Annotated in this window: 17 protein-coding genes; 9 read left to right on the top strand and 8 right to left on the bottom strand. The window is 71.9% G+C overall.

Going from position 1 to position 16,116, the window contains the following annotated elements; translation table 11 throughout:
- Positions 1 to 7: 7 nt before the first annotated feature.
- Positions 8 to 865 carry a hypothetical protein gene (locus AB0J40_RS24995; protein ID WP_364456995.1) on the bottom strand — a complete coding sequence of 286 codons (858 nt, stop codon included), beginning with the start codon at positions 863 to 865 and terminating at the stop codon, positions 8 to 10.
- Between the two features lie 364 nt (positions 866 to 1,229).
- Between AB0J40_RS24995 and arc the strand changes: the two genes are divergently transcribed.
- Positions 1,230 to 3,032 carry a proteasome ATPase gene (gene arc, locus AB0J40_RS24990; RefSeq protein ID WP_364456993.1) on the top strand — a complete coding sequence of 601 codons (1,803 nt, stop codon included), beginning with the start codon at positions 1,230 to 1,232 and terminating at the stop codon, positions 3,030 to 3,032.
- A 51-nt stretch (positions 3,033 to 3,083) separates the two neighbouring features.
- On the opposite strand, the gene AB0J40_RS24985 is transcribed toward arc, so the two are convergent.
- The gene (locus tag AB0J40_RS24985; protein WP_364456991.1) at positions 3,084 to 4,007 is read right to left on the bottom strand and encodes a DMT family transporter; all 924 of its coding nucleotides are present in this window, start codon (positions 4,005 to 4,007) and stop codon (positions 3,084 to 3,086) included.
- A gap of 97 nt (positions 4,008 to 4,104) precedes the next feature.
- Here AB0J40_RS24985 and AB0J40_RS24980 point away from each other — a divergent pair, with 97 nt between their 5' ends.
- Positions 4,105 to 4,944, top strand: coding sequence for a DUF3626 domain-containing protein (locus tag AB0J40_RS24980; protein ID WP_364456989.1), 840 nt, complete (start codon positions 4,105 to 4,107; stop codon positions 4,942 to 4,944).
- Here the strand turns inward: AB0J40_RS24980 and AB0J40_RS24975 are convergent.
- Positions 4,927 to 5,805, bottom strand: a complete 879-nt coding sequence (locus tag AB0J40_RS24975) for a TIGR03620 family F420-dependent LLM class oxidoreductase (protein ID WP_364456987.1) — start codon at positions 5,803 to 5,805, stop codon at positions 4,927 to 4,929. The genes AB0J40_RS24980 and AB0J40_RS24975 overlap by 18 nt on opposite strands.
- A 67-nt stretch (positions 5,806 to 5,872) precedes the next feature.
- Positions 5,873 to 6,211, bottom strand: coding sequence for a metalloregulator ArsR/SmtB family transcription factor (locus AB0J40_RS24970; RefSeq protein ID WP_364456985.1), 339 nt, complete (start codon positions 6,209 to 6,211; stop codon positions 5,873 to 5,875).
- 47 nt (positions 6,212 to 6,258) lie between these two features.
- On the opposite strand from AB0J40_RS24970, the gene AB0J40_RS24965 reads away from it, so the two are divergent.
- Genes AB0J40_RS24965 through AB0J40_RS24955 form a run of 3 tightly spaced genes read left to right on the top strand, consistent with a single transcriptional unit; the run spans position 6,259 to position 8,195 of the window.
- Positions 6,259 to 6,597, top strand: a complete 339-nt coding sequence (locus AB0J40_RS24965) for a hypothetical protein (RefSeq protein ID WP_364456983.1) — start codon at positions 6,259 to 6,261, stop codon at positions 6,595 to 6,597.
- Between the two features lie 8 nt (positions 6,598 to 6,605).
- On the top strand, positions 6,606 to 7,535 hold the full coding sequence (locus AB0J40_RS24960) for an aldo/keto reductase (protein ID WP_364457306.1): 930 nt from the start codon (positions 6,606 to 6,608) through the stop codon (positions 7,533 to 7,535).
- 48 nt (positions 7,536 to 7,583) lie between these two features.
- Positions 7,584 to 8,195: a hypothetical protein gene (locus AB0J40_RS24955; protein ID WP_364456981.1), complete on the top strand. Its 612-nt coding sequence runs from the start codon at positions 7,584 to 7,586 to the stop codon at positions 8,193 to 8,195.
- On the opposite strand, the gene AB0J40_RS24950 is transcribed toward AB0J40_RS24955, so the two are convergent.
- Positions 8,186 to 8,704: an NUDIX domain-containing protein gene (locus AB0J40_RS24950; RefSeq protein WP_364456979.1), complete on the bottom strand. Its 519-nt coding sequence runs from the start codon at positions 8,702 to 8,704 to the stop codon at positions 8,186 to 8,188. The genes AB0J40_RS24955 and AB0J40_RS24950 overlap by 10 nt on opposite strands.
- Before the next feature lie 42 nt (positions 8,705 to 8,746).
- Between AB0J40_RS24950 and dop the strand changes: the two genes are divergently transcribed.
- From dop to prcA, 4 genes are all read left to right on the top strand, one after another.
- Entirely contained in the window at positions 8,747 to 10,249 is a 1,503-nt protein-coding gene (gene dop / locus AB0J40_RS24945) for a depupylase/deamidase Dop (RefSeq protein WP_364456977.1), read from the top strand.
- Between the two features lie 86 nt (positions 10,250 to 10,335).
- Entirely contained in the window at positions 10,336 to 10,530 is a 195-nt protein-coding gene (locus AB0J40_RS24940; protein WP_013226725.1) for a ubiquitin-like protein Pup, read from the top strand.
- 118 nt (positions 10,531 to 10,648) lie between these two features.
- Positions 10,649 to 11,503 carry a proteasome subunit beta gene (gene prcB, locus AB0J40_RS24935; protein ID WP_364456976.1) on the top strand — a complete coding sequence of 285 codons (855 nt, stop codon included), beginning with the start codon at positions 10,649 to 10,651 and terminating at the stop codon, positions 11,501 to 11,503.
- Between the two features lie 54 nt (positions 11,504 to 11,557).
- A complete protein-coding gene (gene prcA, locus AB0J40_RS24930; protein WP_364456974.1) occupies positions 11,558 to 12,352 on the top strand; it encodes a proteasome subunit alpha in 795 nt (264 codons plus the stop codon).
- A gap of 43 nt (positions 12,353 to 12,395) precedes the next feature.
- Here prcA and AB0J40_RS24925 read toward each other — a convergent pair whose 3' ends face one another.
- The 3 genes from AB0J40_RS24925 to AB0J40_RS24915 all read right to left on the bottom strand — a co-directional run bounded on the left by AB0J40_RS24925 (position 12,396) and on the right by AB0J40_RS24915 (position 15,991).
- A complete protein-coding gene (locus tag AB0J40_RS24925; protein WP_364456972.1) occupies positions 12,396 to 13,172 on the bottom strand; it encodes a class I SAM-dependent methyltransferase in 777 nt (258 codons plus the stop codon).
- A gap of 31 nt (positions 13,173 to 13,203) precedes the next feature.
- Positions 13,204 to 14,403 carry an alpha/beta hydrolase-fold protein gene (locus tag AB0J40_RS24920; protein ID WP_364456970.1) on the bottom strand — a complete coding sequence of 400 codons (1,200 nt, stop codon included), beginning with the start codon at positions 14,401 to 14,403 and terminating at the stop codon, positions 13,204 to 13,206.
- Between the two features lie 103 nt (positions 14,404 to 14,506).
- The gene (locus AB0J40_RS24915; protein ID WP_364456969.1) at positions 14,507 to 15,991 is read right to left on the bottom strand and encodes a phosphatase PAP2 family protein; all 1,485 of its coding nucleotides are present in this window, start codon (positions 15,989 to 15,991) and stop codon (positions 14,507 to 14,509) included.
- Positions 15,992 to 16,116: the final 125 nt, after the last annotated feature.

Genomic DNA, 16,116 nt, shown 5'->3' with positions numbered 1-16,116 from the left:
CGGGGGCTCACGAGCCGTCCGCCCGGACGTTGGACAGGCACCACAGGCCGGATTCCTTCTGGGCCGACATCGTGCCGACCTTGGTCTTGCTGCCGTCGGTGGCCGAGTAGCGCACGGTGGACTTGTCCCCGGTGTCCTGCGGCGAGCCGGTCAGCTTGACCGTGACCTTCGGAATCTCGCCGGTGCTGCCTTCGAAGACGCTCCGGCAGATGGTGTCGGCCAGCGCTTTCTCGTCGCCCGCGTTGTAGGCGTCGATCGTCGCGTCGAACAGCTCCTGCGAGCTGCCCTTGCCCGCCGGGGCGGGGCCGCTCGCGGGCTTGGTGCTCTTCGTCGACGGGCTCGGCGAGGTGACCTTGGGCTTCGAGGCGGACGTCTTCGGCGCGGACGTCGGCGCCGCGGAGCTGCTGCTCGCGGGCGGGGCGGCGGTGTTGCCGTCGTCGCCGTTGGCGAGGACGAACCACGTCACGCCGCCGCCGACGAGGAGCACCGCGGCGGCCGCGATGCCGGCGATGAGCCCGGTTTTCTTCTTCTTGGGCGGCGGCGCTTCGCCGAAGCTGCCGCCTCCGTACGGGTCGTAACCGCCGAAGCCCGGCTGCTGCTGCGTCTGCTGACCCCACTGGTCCTGCTGTCCGTACTGGGGGTAGCCCTGCTGGGGCTGAGGGCCCGTCTGGGGCGGGTATCCGCCGTGCTGCGGCTGGCCGTACGGATCGGGCTGCCCGAACTGCTGGGTGCCGCCGTAGCCCGGCTGGGGCTGCGGTCCGCTCTGGGGGTAGCCGCCGGGCTGCTGGCCGTACGGCCCGGGTTGCTGCCCGTAACCCCCGGGCTGCTGGCCGTAGCCGCCCGGTTGCTGCGGCGGGTAGGTCATGGGTGGTGCCCCCTAGCGTTCCTTCGACGGTGAGCCGGCCTTCGAGGCGGCCGACGTCGGCCCGATGCTAGCCACCGGGCCGCCCCGCCGCGCGGTTAGGGCGGAACTGGCCGGAATTGCCCGGCTCGGGCAGGGTTGGCGCCCCGGCGGGGCGGGTACTCCCGACGTGCTTGGTTCGTCCCGGCCCGGACGGGCCCGCGACGCGCCGGGGCCACGGCACCGAAATGGCCTCTTGCGCTGCGGGAATGTCCGTGCTGGACCAGGCGAGGAAACCGCGACGCGCCGATCTTGTGATCCGGAAAGGCCTTTTCTTGTCGGTGATCGCCGGTACCGTGGAATGAAAAGCACTCCGAGGAGGTGCCCGATGCATCATGACCTTCCCGGAGGTCGGCGCGAGGAGGCCGACCCTTCAGCAACATCCGGAGCTGGGACGACGGCGGACGAGCAGGCTCGGCAGATCCGTTTTCTCGAGGAGGAAGTGGCGCTGCTGCGCCGCAAACTGACCGACTCGCCACGGCAGAACCGAGTTCTCGAACAGCGGCTCGCCGAGGCCTCGGAAAGGGTGAGCCAGCTCACCGAGCGCAACACCAAACTGGTCGAAACCCTGCGTGAGGCCCGAGGACAGCTCCTCGCGCTGCGCGAGGAGGTCGACCGGCTGGCCCAGCCGCCGTCCGGCTACGGCGTCTTCGTCGAGGCGTACGAGGACAACACGGTGGACGTCTACACGGCGGGCCGCAAGATGCGGGTGTCGGTGTCGCCCGCGGTCGAGCTCTCTTCGCTGCGCCGCGGCCAGGCGCTGCGGCTCAACGAGGCGCTCACCGTGGTCGAGGCCGGCGGCTTCGAACGCACCGGCGAGGTGTGCGCGTTGCGTGAGGTGCTCGCCGCCGACGTCGAGGGCGGCAGCCCTCGCGCGCTGGTGGTCGGGCACGCGGACGAGGAGCGGGTGGTCCTGCTCTCCGACCTGCTGGCCGAGCAGCCGCTCAAGCCGGGCGACTCGCTGCTGGTCGACTCCAAGGCCGGCTACGCGTACGAGCGCGTGCCGAAGGCGGAGGTCGAGGACCTGGTGCTGGAGGAGGTGCCCGACGTCCGCTACGAGGACATCGGTGGCCTCACCCGGCAGATCGAGCAGATCCGCGACGCGGTGGAACTGCCGTTCCTGCACGCCGACCTGTACCAGGAGTACCAGCTGCGGCCGCCCAAGGGCGTCCTGCTCTACGGCCCGCCGGGCTGCGGCAAGACGCTCATCGCGAAGGCGGTCGCGAACTCGCTGGCCAAGAAGGTGGCCGAAGCGCGGGGCGACGCGGCGGACGGGAAGTCCTACTTCCTGAACATCAAGGGTCCCGAGCTGCTCAACAAGTTCGTCGGGGAGACCGAGCGGCACATCCGCCTGATCTTCCAGCGGGCGCGGGAGAAGGCCTCCGAAGGCACCCCGGTGATCGTGTTCTTCGACGAGATGGACTCGATCTTCCGGACCCGTGGGTCGGGCGTGTCGTCCGACGTCGAGACCACGATCGTGCCGCAGCTGCTGTCGGAGATCGACGGTGTCGAAGGCCTGGAGAACGTCATCGTCATCGGCGCCTCCAACCGCGAGGACATGATCGACCCGGCGATCCTGCGGCCGGGCCGGCTCGACGTCAAGATCAAGATCGAGCGTCCGGACGCCGAAGGCGCGAAGGACATCTTCTCCAAGTACCTGGCCGAAGGCCTGCCGATCCACGCGGACGACCTCGCCGAGTTCGGCGGCGACGCCAAGGCGACGTTCGACGCGATGATCCAGCACACGGTCGAGCGGATGTACGAGGAGAGCGACGAGAACCGGTTCCTCGAGGTGACCTACGCCAACGGGGACAAGGAAGTCCTGTACTTCCGCGACTTCAACTCGGGCGCGATGATCCAGAACATCGTGGACCGGGCGAAGAAGTCGGCGATCAAGTCGGTGCTGGAGACCAAGCAGCCGGGTCTGCGCGTGCAGCACCTGCTCGACGCGATCGTCGACGAGTTCGCGGAGAACGAGGACCTCCCGAACACCACCAACCCGGACGACTGGGCCCGGATCTCCGGCAAGAAGGGCGAGCGGATCGTCTACATCCGCACGCTCGTCACCGGCAAGAACCAGGACTCGGGGCGGGCGATCGACACCGCCACGAACACCGGTCAGTACCTGTAAGTCCGAGTGCTCGATGGGGCGGCCGCCGCGGCGACCGCCCCATCGGCGTGTTCAGCGGCCGGCGAGCGCCGGTTCGGGCCGGCGGCGCCGCAGCCGCCCGTGGGCCGCGAGGATGCCCACCACGATCAGGAGCGCGCCCGCCGGCTGGTTCCAGCTCACCGGCTCGCCCAGCACCAGTACGCCGAGCAGCACTCCGACCACCGGTGTGAGGTAGGTCACCGCCGAGGCGTTGGCCGCGCCCCAAGCGGCGATGATCCGGACGTTCCAGACGTAGGCGATCCCCGTTCCGAAGACGCCGAGCGCCACCATGCTCGCCACCACCGCGAAGTCCAGGTGCACCGGCGTGCCCGCGATCGCGGGCGCCAGGATGCCGAGCAGCACCGTCGCCGACCCGGTCTGACCGAACGCGACCACGACCGGGTCGACACCACGCGGAGAGACGAACCGGCGCAGGTAAACGAAGCACGCGCCGTAACACGTCGTGGCGCCCAGGCATGCGAGCTGCGCTGTCAGCTGGTGCGAGACGTCGACGCCGTGCCACACCCCGACGATCGTGAGCACGCCCAGGAAACCGAGCGACAGGCCGAGCACCCGCGGCGGCGTGAACCGCTCTTCGGGCAGCGCCGCGGCGGCCAGCAGCATCGTGACGAGCGGCGTCGTCGCGTTGAAGATGCTGGCCAGGCCCGACGAAATGTACTGCTCCGCCCACGAGAACAGCAGGAACGGCACCACGCACAACAGCACCGAAACGACCGCGAGGTGGCCCCACAGCACGGGATCACGGGGGAGCGGCCGCCGGCGCGCCACGAGCACGACCGCCAGCGCGAGCGCGCCCAGCGCGACCCGCGCGAGCGCGATCTGCGCGGGGGAGAGCCCGGCCAGCCCCACCTTGATGAACAGGAAACTCGCACCCCACACCACGGCCAGCAGCGCGAACCGCACCGTGACCCCGAAACCCGCCGCTCCGAACCGCATGGGCGCAGTCAAGCCGGGACGCCGGGCGCGAAGCCAGCGGTTTTCGGACTTCTGCGTCCGTATAACGACCTATACGCGACGGGGTAGGATGGCCCCCATGGCACCGGGGGACGAGGGCTGGCGACGAGCGGTGGCGCACGTCGCCGGCCGCGTGACCGGGCCGCCGCTGCCCGAAGGCCTGGACGTCACCGTCCACTTCCACCCGGACCGCCTGGTGGGCGGGGTGCCGTTGCTGCGGCACCTGGTCACCGACGGCGTCTACCGCTCCCAGTTCGAGACGGGCACGAGCAACGGCGGCCTCACCGCCCACGCCGGGGGAGACCGCCGGCGCTGGGAGCACCGCATGTTCGGCGGCGCGTACGACGACCTGCCGCCGTCGGCCCGGCCCAAGTACGGCTCGCTCAACCACCGCCGCCGCCCGGCGGGCGGGTCCGTCCGGTTCGGCTCGTCCCACTTCGTGCTGAAGCGGGAAGTGCTGCCGCGGACGACGTTCTGCTACCCGGACAGCTTCTTCGAACCGGACGACTTCGGCACCGCGGCGGACATGCCGTTGCTGCGCCTCGCGGAGGCGGACGTCCAGGACGAGCTCGACGACTACATCGAGGCCCACGTCCACGGCCCGCTCCGGCTGGCGGCCGACGTCGAGGCGCTCGTCCTGGACCCGGCGTTCCGCGGCACCGAGGTCGAGGCGGCGGCCGCGGACCTGCCGTTTCCCACCAGGTGGCACCACGGGTTCAGGCTGCCGGTCGAGGTGCTCGCCGAGCACGCGGACTACCGCGGCGAGGACGTCGTGCGGGCCGGCAAGGAGATAGCCGAAGACGGCCGGCTGGACGCCCGCGTCATCGGCGACGCCGTGCGCGCCGGCCGGCACGACCCCCAGGTGCTCAAGCGCGTCTGGCACTGCACCGCCCGGTTCGGCCTACGCGGCGACCGGTAGCAGCGCCTCGGCCAGCCGGCGCCAGTGTGGCATCGCCGACCCGCCCGGTTCGATGCCGATGACCTGGATGCCGACGTGGTCGGCGCCCGCGTCGAGGTGCGCGCCCAGCTTCCCGGTGATCGTCTCGAGGTCGCCCCAGAAGACGAGGTCGTCGACGATCCGGTCGGCCGCGCCGTCGATCTCCGCCTGGGTGTAGCCGAGCCGGCGGAACTTCGCGATGTTGTACGGCTGCGTGAGGTACGGGTGCAGGTGTTCGCGGGCGATCTCGCGCGCCTTCGCCGCGTCGGTCTCGAACAGCACGGCGTGCTCGACGCCGAGGAACGGGCCGGCGCCGAGGATCTCCCGCGCTTGGGCCGTGTGTTCCGGGGTCACGTGGTAGGTGTGCGCGCCGGCCGCGTGGTCGCGCGCCAGCTCCAGCATCTTGGGCCCGTACGCGGCCAGCAGCCGGCGCACCGGGGCCCGCGGCGCCGGGTTGGCGCTGGTGACGGCGTCCATCTCGGCGAGGTAGGCGCGCACCGCGTTCAGGGGCTTCGGGCCGGGTACGCCGCCGAAGCCGAGGCCGAGCAGGTGGCGGTCCGGGTAGGCGTCGGCGAGCAGGAGCGCGCCTCCCTGCGTCCAGCGCGGCCCGCGCGAGCCGATCTGCGCGATGCCGTTGACGACGGTCAGGTTTTCCGTGGCCGCCAGCAGGAAGCCGGCGTGGGTGAGTGCTTCGCGGCCATCGGTTTCCGGGATCCAGAGCGTCGGCCAGCCGAGTTCTTCCAGTTCCCGCGCGGATTCCCGGATCCGGCTCGCCGGCAGGCTTTCGAAGTCGAACGTCCAGATCCCGTAGCGGCCGAGCCGCATGCCCTCGATGGTACTCATGAATCGAAGTATCGCAGAAATACGATATGAGTCAACCGGCCGGCGCCTCGACAGGGGAGGGGAGAGATCAGAGGGACCGGCCGAGCACCGCGACGAACTCCGCGATCCGGGCTTCGTCGCGCTTGTAGTGCGTCCACTTCCCGACCCGGGTCGCGTGCACCAGGCCGGCGCGCTGCAACGCGGCCATGTACGCCGAGACGGTCGACTGCGCGAGCCCCGTCTTCTCCTGGATGTGGCTCACGCAGACGCCGACCTCGGCCGGGTCGGCGATCGCCCGCTCCACCGGGAAGTGCCGCTCCGGCTCGCGCAGCCACCGCAGGATCTGCAGCCGCTCGGGGTTCGCGAGCGCCTTGAAGACGTCGAGCAGCCGCTCGGCGTCCGGCTGGGGTTCGGTGCGTGTCGTCATGGCCACTGCCGAGTATATCGACGTATAACGACCTATACTCACCGGCCGTGAGCGAAGAAACGCACCGGCCCCGCGCGCCGATCACCGAGTCCGACGTCCTGGCCTGGCTGGAGACGACGGCGGCCGCCGTCCAGGCGGGGGAGGTGGGCGCCCAGGAGCTGATCGACATCCTCGGCGAGCTCCGCCGCGCCTCGGCGGCCTGCGCCGACGCCTCCGACTGGGCCCTGCTCGCCGCGCGCGAGGGTGGGGCGAGCCTGCGCCAGATCGCGCCGGTCTTCGGCAAGGGCTACGTCCGGGCCCCGGCCGCGCGCCTGGAGAAGCTGCACCGCCAGGCCCAGAACTCCGACCAGTGGCTGGCCATCCTCCGGCACAAGCAGACGGTGTGAAGGAAGCCATGGACCGCATCGCGCTCGGCCTGGCGGCGCTGGGCCGTCCCGCCTACATCAACCTCGGCCGCGACGGCGCCCTGCCGCCGGTGCGGGACGTCGATTCCATGCGGGCCGCGACCTTCGCGGTGCTGGACGACGCCTACGCCGCGGGCGTCCGGCACGTCGACGTCGCCCGCTCGTACGGGCGCTCGGAGGAGTTCCTGGCCGGCTGGCTCGCCGAGCGCGGGCACGCCGACGTCGAGGTGTCGAGCAAGTGGGGTTACGCCTACGTCGGGGACTGGCGGGTCGACGCCGACGTGCACGAGGTGAAGGAGCATTCGGCGGCGCGGTTCGCGACGCAGTGGGCGGAAACCCTGGCCCTGCTGGGGAACCGGGTCGGGCTGTACCAGGTGCATTCGCTCACTGTGGACAGTCCGCTCTTCACCGACGAGCCGTTGGTCGAGGCGCTGGCGGAGCTGTCCGCGAACGGTGTCGCGGTCGGGTTCTCGACGTCCGGGCCGGCGCAGGCGGACGCGATCGAGCGGGCGTTCGCGCTGGAAGTGGCCGGGCAGCCGGTGTTTTCCGCGGTGCAGTCGACGTGGAACGTCCTGGAGCGGTCGGCCGGCCGCGCGCTGGCCGCGGCGCACGCGGCCGGGAACCGCGTGCTGGTCAAGGAAACCCTCGCCAACGGCAGGCTCGCGGTGGAGGCGCCCCCGACCGTGCTCGACATCGCGGCCGCGCACGGGACCGGCCCGGACGCCGTCGCGGTGGCCGCGGTGCTGGCGCAGGACTGGGTGGACCGCGCGGTCATCGGCCCGGCGAGCCGCGCGCAGCTGGCGGCGAACCTGCGGGCCACCGCGCTTTCCCTCGGCACGGACGAGGAAGCCGCGCTCGCCGGCCTGGCGGAGGACCCGCAGGAGTACTGGCGACACCGGTCCTCCCTGCGGTGGGACTGAGCGGTTGCACTACCCTTCGCTGGCACGGAACCGACGACAGGAGGCCGGGTGCGTCATCGTCAGGTGGTCGCCTTGGCCGCGGTCGCGCTGGTGGGCCTGACGGCCTGCGAAGGGCCCGACCCGAACAACCTCGAGACGTACTACGACGATCCGGCGCCGACGTCCGCGCCGGTCACGACCGCCGAAACGCCGGTGAGCCCCGCGAGGGCCGCTCCGGTCACCCCGCTGGCGCCCGATCCCGCTCTGCTCGCGGAACCCGCGCTGCTGTCCGATGCGGACGTCGCGGAGGAAGGTGTGCGGCCGGCCTCGAACGAGGTGGCGGGATGCCTGGCGGACGGGCCGTCGGCGGGCAGCCGGACGGCGACCTGGCGCTACCCCAGCGGGTCGGTGCTGAGCCACCGCGTCGTGGTGTTCCCGGACGCCACGGCCGCCCGGGCCGTCGCGGAGAACGAGTGCGCGGGCAAGACGGTGAGCATCCCCGTCCAGCCCGGGATCGAGCGGCAGCAGGCCTGGAGCGAGGGCAAGACCTGCACGGTGTTGCTGGCCAAGGGAAGGCTCGTGTCCGAGCTGACGGTCTCGGCGAGCACCGAGACGCGGGCCGTGGACGCGGCGAAGCGCCTGCTCCCTGCGATGAAGGCGAGGCTGGCGGCTCAGCCGTAGCGGCGGAACCACTCCTGGACGCCTTCGCGGCCGTCGGGGATGAAGGGCAGCTCGGGTGCCGGGTCGTCGACCCAGGCGCGGAGCTCTTCGAGGGGGATCCAGCGGCCTTCGACGATCTCTTCGGCCTGGTGGTGGATCGGGCCGTCCCAGCGGACTTCGAAGGCGAAGTTGTGGCAGCGGTTGCGGCCGTCGTCGTAGACCTTGGTGAACAGCGGGACGGGTTCCACCCCGTGGACGCCCAGCTCTTCGGCCAGTTCGCGGCGGGCGCACTCGGCCGGGGTCTCGCCCGCGCCGACCACACCACCCGCCCAGCAGTCCCAGGTCGAGGGGAACACGTCCTTCTCCGCGGTGCGCAGGTGCACGTAGACGGCGCTGCCGTCACCCGAACGGACCAGCACGACGCCGGCCGCGTGCCACAGCGCCTCGGCGCGGACCCGGCTGCGGGTGGTCGTGCCGACGACGGAGCCGGCCTGGTCATAGAGGGCAACGAGTTCGTCACTGCCTGGCATGGGTGCATCGTTCCACTAGGGCGACCCCGTAGGGTGGTGGACATGCGGCGGATCATGGGAACCGAAGTCGAGTACGGCATCTCCGTGCCGGGCGACGCGACGGCGAACCCGGTACTCACCTCGACCCAGGTCGTGCTGGCCTACGCGGCCGCGGCCGACATCCCCCGGGCCCGGCGGGCGCGGTGGGACTACGAGGTGGAGTCGCCGCTGCGCGACGCGCGCGGGTTCGACCTGACCGGCCCCGGCGGGCCGGGCCACGACCCCGACGTCGAGGACCTCGGCGCGGCGAACGTCATCCTGACCAACGGCGCGCGGCTGTACGTCGACCACGCGCACCCGGAGTACTCCGCGCCCGAGGTGACGAACGCGCGCGACGCCGTCATCTGGGACAAGGCGGGGGAGCGGGTGATGGAGGAGGCCGCGCTCAAGGCGGCGTCCGTGCCCGGCCAGCCCCAGCTGCAGCTGTACAAGAACAACGTCGACGGCAAGGGCGCGAGCTACGGCACGCACGAGAACTACCTGATGGCGCGGTCGACGCCGTTCACCGCGGTGATCGCGGGGCTGACCCCGTTCTTCGTGTCGCGGCAGGTCGTGACCGGCTCGGGCCGGGTCGGGATCGGCCAGCAGAGCGAGGAGGCCGGCTTCCAGCTCTCCCAGCGCGCGGACTACATCGAGGTCGAGGTCGGCCTGGAGACGACGCTGAAGCGCGGGATCATCAACACCCGCGACGAGCCGCACGCGGACGCGGACAAGTACCGCCGGCTGCACGTCATCATCGGCGACGCGAACATGTCGGAGTACTCGACCTACCTGAAGGTCGGGACGACGGCGCTGGTGCTGGACCTGATCGAGTCGGGCATCCGGTTCGACGACCTGAAGCTCGACGAACCGGTCAAGGCCGTGCACCAGATCAGCCACGACCCGACGCTGAAGACGCAGGTCGCGCTGGCGAACGGGAAGAAGTACACCGGGCTGGACCTGCAGTTCGCCTACCACGAGATCGCGTCGCAGAACCTGGAGCGCACCGGCGCGGACGAGGCGTCGAAGGAGGTCCTGCGGGTCTGGGGCGAGATCCTGGACGCGCTGGCCCGCGACCCGCAGGAGTGCGCGGACCGGCTGGACTGGCCGGCCAAGCTGCGGCTGCTGGAGGGCTACCGGCAGCGGGACCAGCTGGCCTGGGGCGCGCCGCGGCTGCGCCTGGTCGACCTGCAGTACTCCGATGTCCGGCTGGCGAAGGGCCTGTACAACCGGCTGGTCACGCGCGGGTCGATGAAGCGGCTGGTCACCGAGGAAGAGGTGCTGGCCGCGGTGACGACGCCGCCGTCGGACACGCGGGCCTACTTCCGCGGCCGGGCGCTGGAGAAGTACGCGACGTCGATCGCGGCGGCGTCGTGGGATTCGGTCATCTTCGACGTGGGCAAGGAGTCGCTGGTGCGGATCCCGACCCTGGAGCCGTTGCGGGGGACGAAGGCGCACGTCGGCAAGCTGCTCGACGAGTCGGCGACGGCGGAGGACCTGGTGGAGGCGCTCACCGGTTCGGACTAGGCGTGACGCACCAGCGATCGCGGCGTTGCCCCGAATGTCGGGGCCGCTGGGTAGGCTAGGAAACATCAGCCAGACCGGGAGGCGAGATGGCCCAGGAAAAGATCGAAAAGCACGGCGGTGGTGACTCCGACGAGGAGTTCGACGACACCGGCGCGGCGGGTCAGGAGCGGCGCGAGAAGCTCGGCGAGGACGTGGACACGATCCTGGACGAGATCGACGACGTGCTCGAGGAGAACGCCGAGGACTTCGTCCGGGCCTACGTGCAGAAGGGCGGCGAGTAAGCCGCTCGGGCGCCGCGCCCTTGCCGACCGTTCAGCCGGCGGCCGGGGTCTCGCGTGGCCGGTCGCCGCGCGGGGCTCTGGTCTTCCTGGCTCGCACAGATGGGATTTTTGAGCACGTATGGACAACACCAGGGGCATCTCGGGTCCCGCGCTGCCTGCCGCGTACTTCTCGTCGGCGACGTCGTCGTTTTCGGACTTCCTGCGCGAGCAGGCGCCTGAGCTGCTTCCCCACCGGAAGGTGGCGCCGGGCGCGGGCGACCTGGGCGTGCCGCACGGGACCACGATCGTCGCCTGCACCTTCGCCGGCGGCGTGCTGATCGCGGGCGACCGGCGGGCGACGTCGGGGAACCTGATCGCGAGCCGGGACATCGAGAAGGTGCACGTCACCGACGAGTACTCGGCGGTGGGCATCGCGGGCACGGCGGGGCTGGCCGTGGAGATGGTGCGGCTCTACGCCGTGGAGCTCGCGCACTACGAGAAGATCGAGGGCGTTTCGCTGTCGCTGGACGGCAAGACGAACAAGCTGGCCGGGATGGTCAAGGGCAACCTCGAGATGGCGATGGCCGGGCTGGCGGCCATCCCGCTGTTCGTGGGGTACGACCTGGAGGCCGAGGACGCCAAGCACGCCGGGCGGATCGTGTCCTACGACGCCGCGGGCGGGCGCTACGAGGAGAACGGCGGGTACGCGGGCATCGGCTCGGGTTCGCTGTTCGCGAAGTCCGCGCTGAAGAAGCTGCACGACCCGGACGCCGACGTCGAGGGCGCGGTGCGGGTGGCCGTGGAGGCGCTGTACGACGCGGCCGACGACGACACCGCGTCGGGCGGGCCGGACCTGGTGCGCCGGATCTTCCCGAGCGTCGTGACGATCACCGCCGAGCACGGCGCCGTGCAGCTGTCGGAGTCCGAGACCGCGGCGGTCGCGGAAGCCGTGGTGGCGGGGCGGATCGAGCGCCAGCAGCGCCGGCTTTCCTGACGCGGGCGGAGAACCAGTGAACGTGGCAACACCGGAAGACCTGGAGCGCACACCGTGACGATGCCGTTGTATGCCTCTCCCGAGCAGCTGATGCGGGAGCGTTCCGAGCTGGCGCGCAAGGGGATCGCGCGCGGCCGGAGCGTGGTGGTGCTGAAGTACGCGGGCGGCGTGCTGTTCGTGGCGGAGAACCCCTCGGCCACCCTGCACAAGGTGTCCGAGATCTACGACCGGATCGGCTTCGCCGCGGTCGGGCGCTACAGCGAGTTCGAGAACCTGCGCGTGGCGGGCATCCGGCACGCGGACCTGAAGGGTTACCAGTACGACCGGCGGGACGTGAGCGCGCGGGCGCTGGCGAACGCGTACGCGGCGACGCTGGGCAGCATCTTCACCGAGCAGCTGAAGCCGTTCGAGGTCGAGGTCTGCGTGGCGGAGGTCGGGGCGAGCTCGGCGGAGGACCAGCTGTACCGGCTGACCTACGACGGGTCGATCTTCGACGAGCCGCAGTACGTCGTGATGGGTGGCCAGAACGAGAAGATCGCGGCGAAGCTGAAGGAGACGTTCGAGGACGGCCTGGACCTCCAGGCGGCGCTGGGCGTGGCGGTGGCCGCGCTGCGGGCCCCGAGCCAGCCGGCGCCGGCCACGTCGGGTTCCTCGTCGTCGGCGTCCTCTTCGTCGTCTTCGGCGAACGGCAACGGCGAGGCCGACCCGATCAAGCTGGAGGTGGCGGTGCTGGACCGCGACCGCCCGCGCCGGGCGTTCCGCCGCCTGACGGGCACGGCGCTGGACGCGCTGCTGCCGGTGCCGGACCCGGTGGGCGAGGAGCCGGAGAGCAAGCCGGAAGGCGAGTAGGGATTCAGCGAAGGCGGGGACGCGGCGAGCGTCCCCGCCTTCGTCATGCGGGCCGCCGGGCGAAGGCGAGCAGGTGCGCGCTGGCGTGGATCAGCTGCGGGTCCTGTTCGACGAGCCGTGCCGCCCGCACCGCGGCTTCGACCCGGTGGGGGAACTCCGTCATGCCCGCTTCGTCGAGAGCGGGCCAGGAAGGCCCTTCGACCCCGAAGACGGCCGTGCCGGTGAAGCCGGCCGCGGTCACTTCGTCGCGGAGCTCGGCGGCCGTGTGCCAGTGCGTGGGGACGAACCCGACGTGGCCGTCGTACGCGCCGGTCTCGACGACCGCGCGGACCGGTTCGACGCGGCCCTCGGTCAACGTGCCCGCGGCGCCGGTCTCCAGCAGGGACAGGTAACGGCTGATGCCGGCGGCCGCGAGGAGCCCGCCCGGGCGCAGGACCCGCCACGCTTCGGACAGCGCGCGAGCGCGCGCGGCCGGTTCGACGAGGTGGTACAGCGGGCCCAGGAGCAGGACGACGTCCTGGGAGGCGTCCCCGGCGGTGAGGTCACGGGCATCGCCGGTTTCGGCCGTGACGCCGGGCAAGGCCGCCGCTTCGGCGACGTGGGCGGGTACGACGTCGACCAGGTGCACCCGATGGCCCTCGGCGGCCAGCCACGCGGCGTGGACGCCGGTGCCGCCGCCGACGTCGAGCACCCGGGCGCGGCCGGGCAGAAAACGCCGCAGCAGTTCCCGCGTCCGCAGGAACTCCAGCCTGCCGTGCGGGGTGCGGGCGAGGCGCGCGTGTTCGGCGGGGCCGGTCAGGTAGTGCGTCACGAGGTCCATGTCCCAGGGTCTCGGACGCCTCAACCGGATTTCACGACGTCGCCGGGGAGGCCCGGAAGTTCTGGTCGGCGAACGCCAGCAGGTACGGCAACGTCGCCCGTGCGGTGTGCCACGTGTGGTTGAACCCACGCTCGGCGTGGACCACCGCCTCCTGGCCGCGGGCGTGCAGTGCCTCCGCGATGCGGCGGGCGGTCGTCACGTCGGTCGGGGCGCCCGTGCCCACCGCCAGCATCACCGAGATCGGGGCCGGGAAGCTCATCGTCGGCAGGTACCGGCGCGGGGTGTTGGCCGCTATCGCCGCCCGGTTGCCGTCCAGGACGCCCACCGAGTCGTTCAGGTCGTCGTACGGCAGGGCGATCAGCAGCGTGCCGAACTCGTCCACGTGGTGCAGGCCGATGTTCAGCGCGCCGAAGCCGCCGCCGGACATGCCGCCCAGCGCGCGGTGGCTTCGGTCGGCCACCGTCCGGTAGCGCTGGTCGATCGCGGGGACCACCGTGCGCGCCAGGTACGTCTCCAGCTGCGGGCCGCCGGGGACGTCGAGACACTCCCAGTCCGTGCTGGGCACCCCGGCCGTCAGGTCGACGCTCACCACGATCATCGGCTCGATCACGTTCGCCTGCTGCAGGGCGAGCAAGGTCCCCGGCGCGTCGCCCGAGGTCAGCCAGTCCCGTGGGCCCCCGAACGGGTAGCCGTGGATCAGGTAGACGACGGGGTAGCGCCGGGCCGCGTCGGCGTTGTAGCCCGGCGGCAGGATGACGTAGTTGGCGCCCGACGGGACGCCGTGCGCGGGGTCGGGGAGGTTCACCACGTCGATCCGCTGCCCGGCGGCCGCGGTGCCGGCACCGGGGCGCGACGACGCGGACTCCTCCGCCGGGGCCTCCTTGCCGTCGTCGAGCAGGCGCCCGGCCAGGTTGACCACGCCGGGACCCTTCTGGAGCAGGCGGGCGAGGTCGTCCGACGTGCGCACGTACCCGACGTAGCTGTTCAGGGCAGTGACTCCGGTGAGCAGCAGCAGGACGCCGAAGGCGGTGAAGCCCCAACGGCGGGTCCGGCGCCGGTGCCACAGTGCGATGACGGCGGCGAGGACCGCGACGGCGGCCGAGGCGAACGCGAGCCAGATGAGCGGCGACTCGAACGGGCCCAGGTCGCGGGCGCGGGCGGTGATGTCGCCGGGCAGCACCGGGTCGGTGGCGGCCCGGTGGATACCGCTCGCCAGGCCGTGCCCGTCCATCGAACCCCCGCTCGTCCCCTGGCCGCGGGCAGGGTCGCCCGCATCTCGATCAAGACGCTAGCCAGGGGACGCTGTGGGTTCGTTGAGAGAAGGTAAAGAGTTCTTAAAGGCGGTAGATGGTCAGCGCGCTGGGCCGGGACCGGAAGCGGAACCGGGTGCCGAGCGGGCCGACCTCGCCGTCGGTGGCGACGCGGCGGTGGCCGTCGAGCAGCTCGACGTCCAGCTCGGCCACGTCGAGCTCCTGGTAGACGTGGCTGGCCGCGAGGCTGCGGGTCACCATCGCCAGCAGGAACCGGGCCCGCGAGTAGGGCAGGTCGGCACGCAGGTACCGGACGTCGAGCAGGCCGGTGTCGAGCGCCGGCCGCCGGCTGGGCGCGAAGCCCTTCGGGGCGTACGTCCCGTTGCCGACGAACAGCAACCAGACCTGGGTGAGCTTGCCGTTGAGCCGCACGGTCAGCGGCCGGGCGTGGCGCAGCGTGCGGGCCAGCGCGATCGCGGCCGAGGGCCACTTCGGGTGCTTCTGCTGCAGCTTCTCGCGCAGCCGGACCATCTCCGGGTACCCGCCGAGGCTCGCGGTGTTGACGAACCAGCGGTGCGTCGTGTCGCCGTCCGCCTCCTTGACCTCGACCTCGCCCAGGTCGATGCCGACGGCGTTGCCGACCTCGGTCGCCGCATCGGCGTCGGGCATCGAGCTGACGCCGACGTCACGGGCGAAGTGGTTGAGCGTGCCCGCCGGGATCAGCGCGAGCGGCAGGTCGCGTTCCGCGGCGACGGCGGCGACCGCCGCGACCGTGCCGTCCCCGCCGGCGACGCCGAGCGCGCGGACCGTCCCGCGGGCGTCGATCTCGCTTTCGAGCTGGGCGATCAGGTCCCGGTCGGGGTCCGGGTAGAGGATCTCGGCCTTGGGCCAGGCGTGCCGGGCGTCCTCGGTGGGGTCCTGGCCGTCGATGCCGGAGTTCGGGTTGACCAGCACGAGCATGTCGTCGCCGTCGACCATCTCCGGTGCGTCGGCGTCGTGGGTGGTGCGGGCCGGGATGTCGTCGTGCAGCGGCCACCAGTGCCGGGTCGCCAGGCCGACGCCGACCCCGATGCCCAGGCCGACGCCCACGTCGGAGGGCCAGTGGACGCCGGTGTGGACGCGGGAGTAGGCGACGGCCAGTGCCAGCGGCGCGACGGCGAGTCCGGCGCGCGGCGACTCCATCGCCACCGCCGTCGCGAAGGCCGCCGCGGAGGCGGAGTGGCCCGAGGGGAACGACGACGACGTCGGGCGTTTCCGCAGGCGGCGGCGCACGGGCGTCTCTTCCTCGGCCGGACGGCGGCGGGGGAAGAGCGGCTTGCCGATCAGGTTCGCCGCGGCGCTGGCCCCGGCGATCGCGACCACTCCGCGCAGGGCCGCCCGCCGCGTCGGCCCCTTCCGCACCGCCAGCAGCGCCGCGACGCCCCACCACAGGCGGGACTTGTTCGCGGATCTGGACAGCGCCATCAGCGCGTCGTCGGCTCTCGTGGCCGGGAGGGCGGCGCTGCGCCGCATCAGGGCGCGGTCGGTCCGCCCGACCCGCCGGAAGGCCTGGATCAGCTGGTGTGTCAAGGAGTCGCCTTCCCCAAGTCGTCAAGAGCAGTGCTCCAATCGTGCCTGAATCGGGGAGTTTTCACCGTCTGTGGCATACCGGGGGCGTGTCGACGCCCGAACGGCGCACCGTCGAAGGGGGTGCA

Origin of the sequence: Amycolatopsis sp. NPDC049691, from assembly GCF_040675005.1 — a bacterium.
In the GTDB taxonomy this organism is placed as follows: domain Bacteria; phylum Actinomycetota; class Actinomycetes; order Mycobacteriales; family Pseudonocardiaceae; genus Amycolatopsis.
This window is presented reverse-complemented; position numbering and strand designations above follow the sequence as displayed.

Bases quoted from the DNA above. Each gene is read 5' to 3' on its own strand.
- AB0J40_RS24980 (WP_364456989.1), top strand. From the start codon at position 4,105: ATGGCACCGGGGGACGAGGGCTGGCGACGAGCGGTGGCGCACGTCGCC.
- AB0J40_RS24985 (WP_364456991.1), bottom strand. From the start codon at position 4,007: ATGCGGTTCGGAGCGGCGGGTTTCGGGGTCACGGTGCGGTTCGCGCTG.
- AB0J40_RS24995 (WP_364456995.1), bottom strand. From the start codon at position 865: ATGACCTACCCGCCGCAGCAACCGGGCGGCTACGGCCAGCAGCCCGGG.
- AB0J40_RS24925 (WP_364456972.1), bottom strand. From the start codon at position 13,172: ATGGACCTCGTGACGCACTACCTGACCGGCCCCGCCGAACACGCGCGC.
- dop (WP_364456977.1), top strand. From the start codon at position 8,747: ATGCGGCGGATCATGGGAACCGAAGTCGAGTACGGCATCTCCGTGCCG.
- AB0J40_RS24920 (WP_364456970.1), bottom strand. From the start codon at position 14,403: ATGGACGGGCACGGCCTGGCGAGCGGTATCCACCGGGCCGCCACCGAC.
- AB0J40_RS24975 (WP_364456987.1), bottom strand. From the start codon at position 5,805: ATGAGTACCATCGAGGGCATGCGGCTCGGCCGCTACGGGATCTGGACG.
- AB0J40_RS24960 (WP_364457306.1), top strand. From the start codon at position 6,606: ATGGACCGCATCGCGCTCGGCCTGGCGGCGCTGGGCCGTCCCGCCTAC.
- AB0J40_RS24970 (WP_364456985.1), bottom strand. From the start codon at position 6,211: ATGACGACACGCACCGAACCCCAGCCGGACGCCGAGCGGCTGCTCGAC.
- AB0J40_RS24940 (WP_013226725.1), top strand. From the start codon at position 10,336: ATGGCCCAGGAAAAGATCGAAAAGCACGGCGGTGGTGACTCCGACGAG.
- AB0J40_RS24950 (WP_364456979.1), bottom strand. From the start codon at position 8,704: ATGCCAGGCAGTGACGAACTCGTTGCCCTCTATGACCAGGCCGGCTCC.
- arc (WP_364456993.1), top strand. From the start codon at position 1,230: ATGCATCATGACCTTCCCGGAGGTCGGCGCGAGGAGGCCGACCCTTCA.
- prcB (WP_364456976.1), top strand. From the start codon at position 10,649: ATGGACAACACCAGGGGCATCTCGGGTCCCGCGCTGCCTGCCGCGTAC.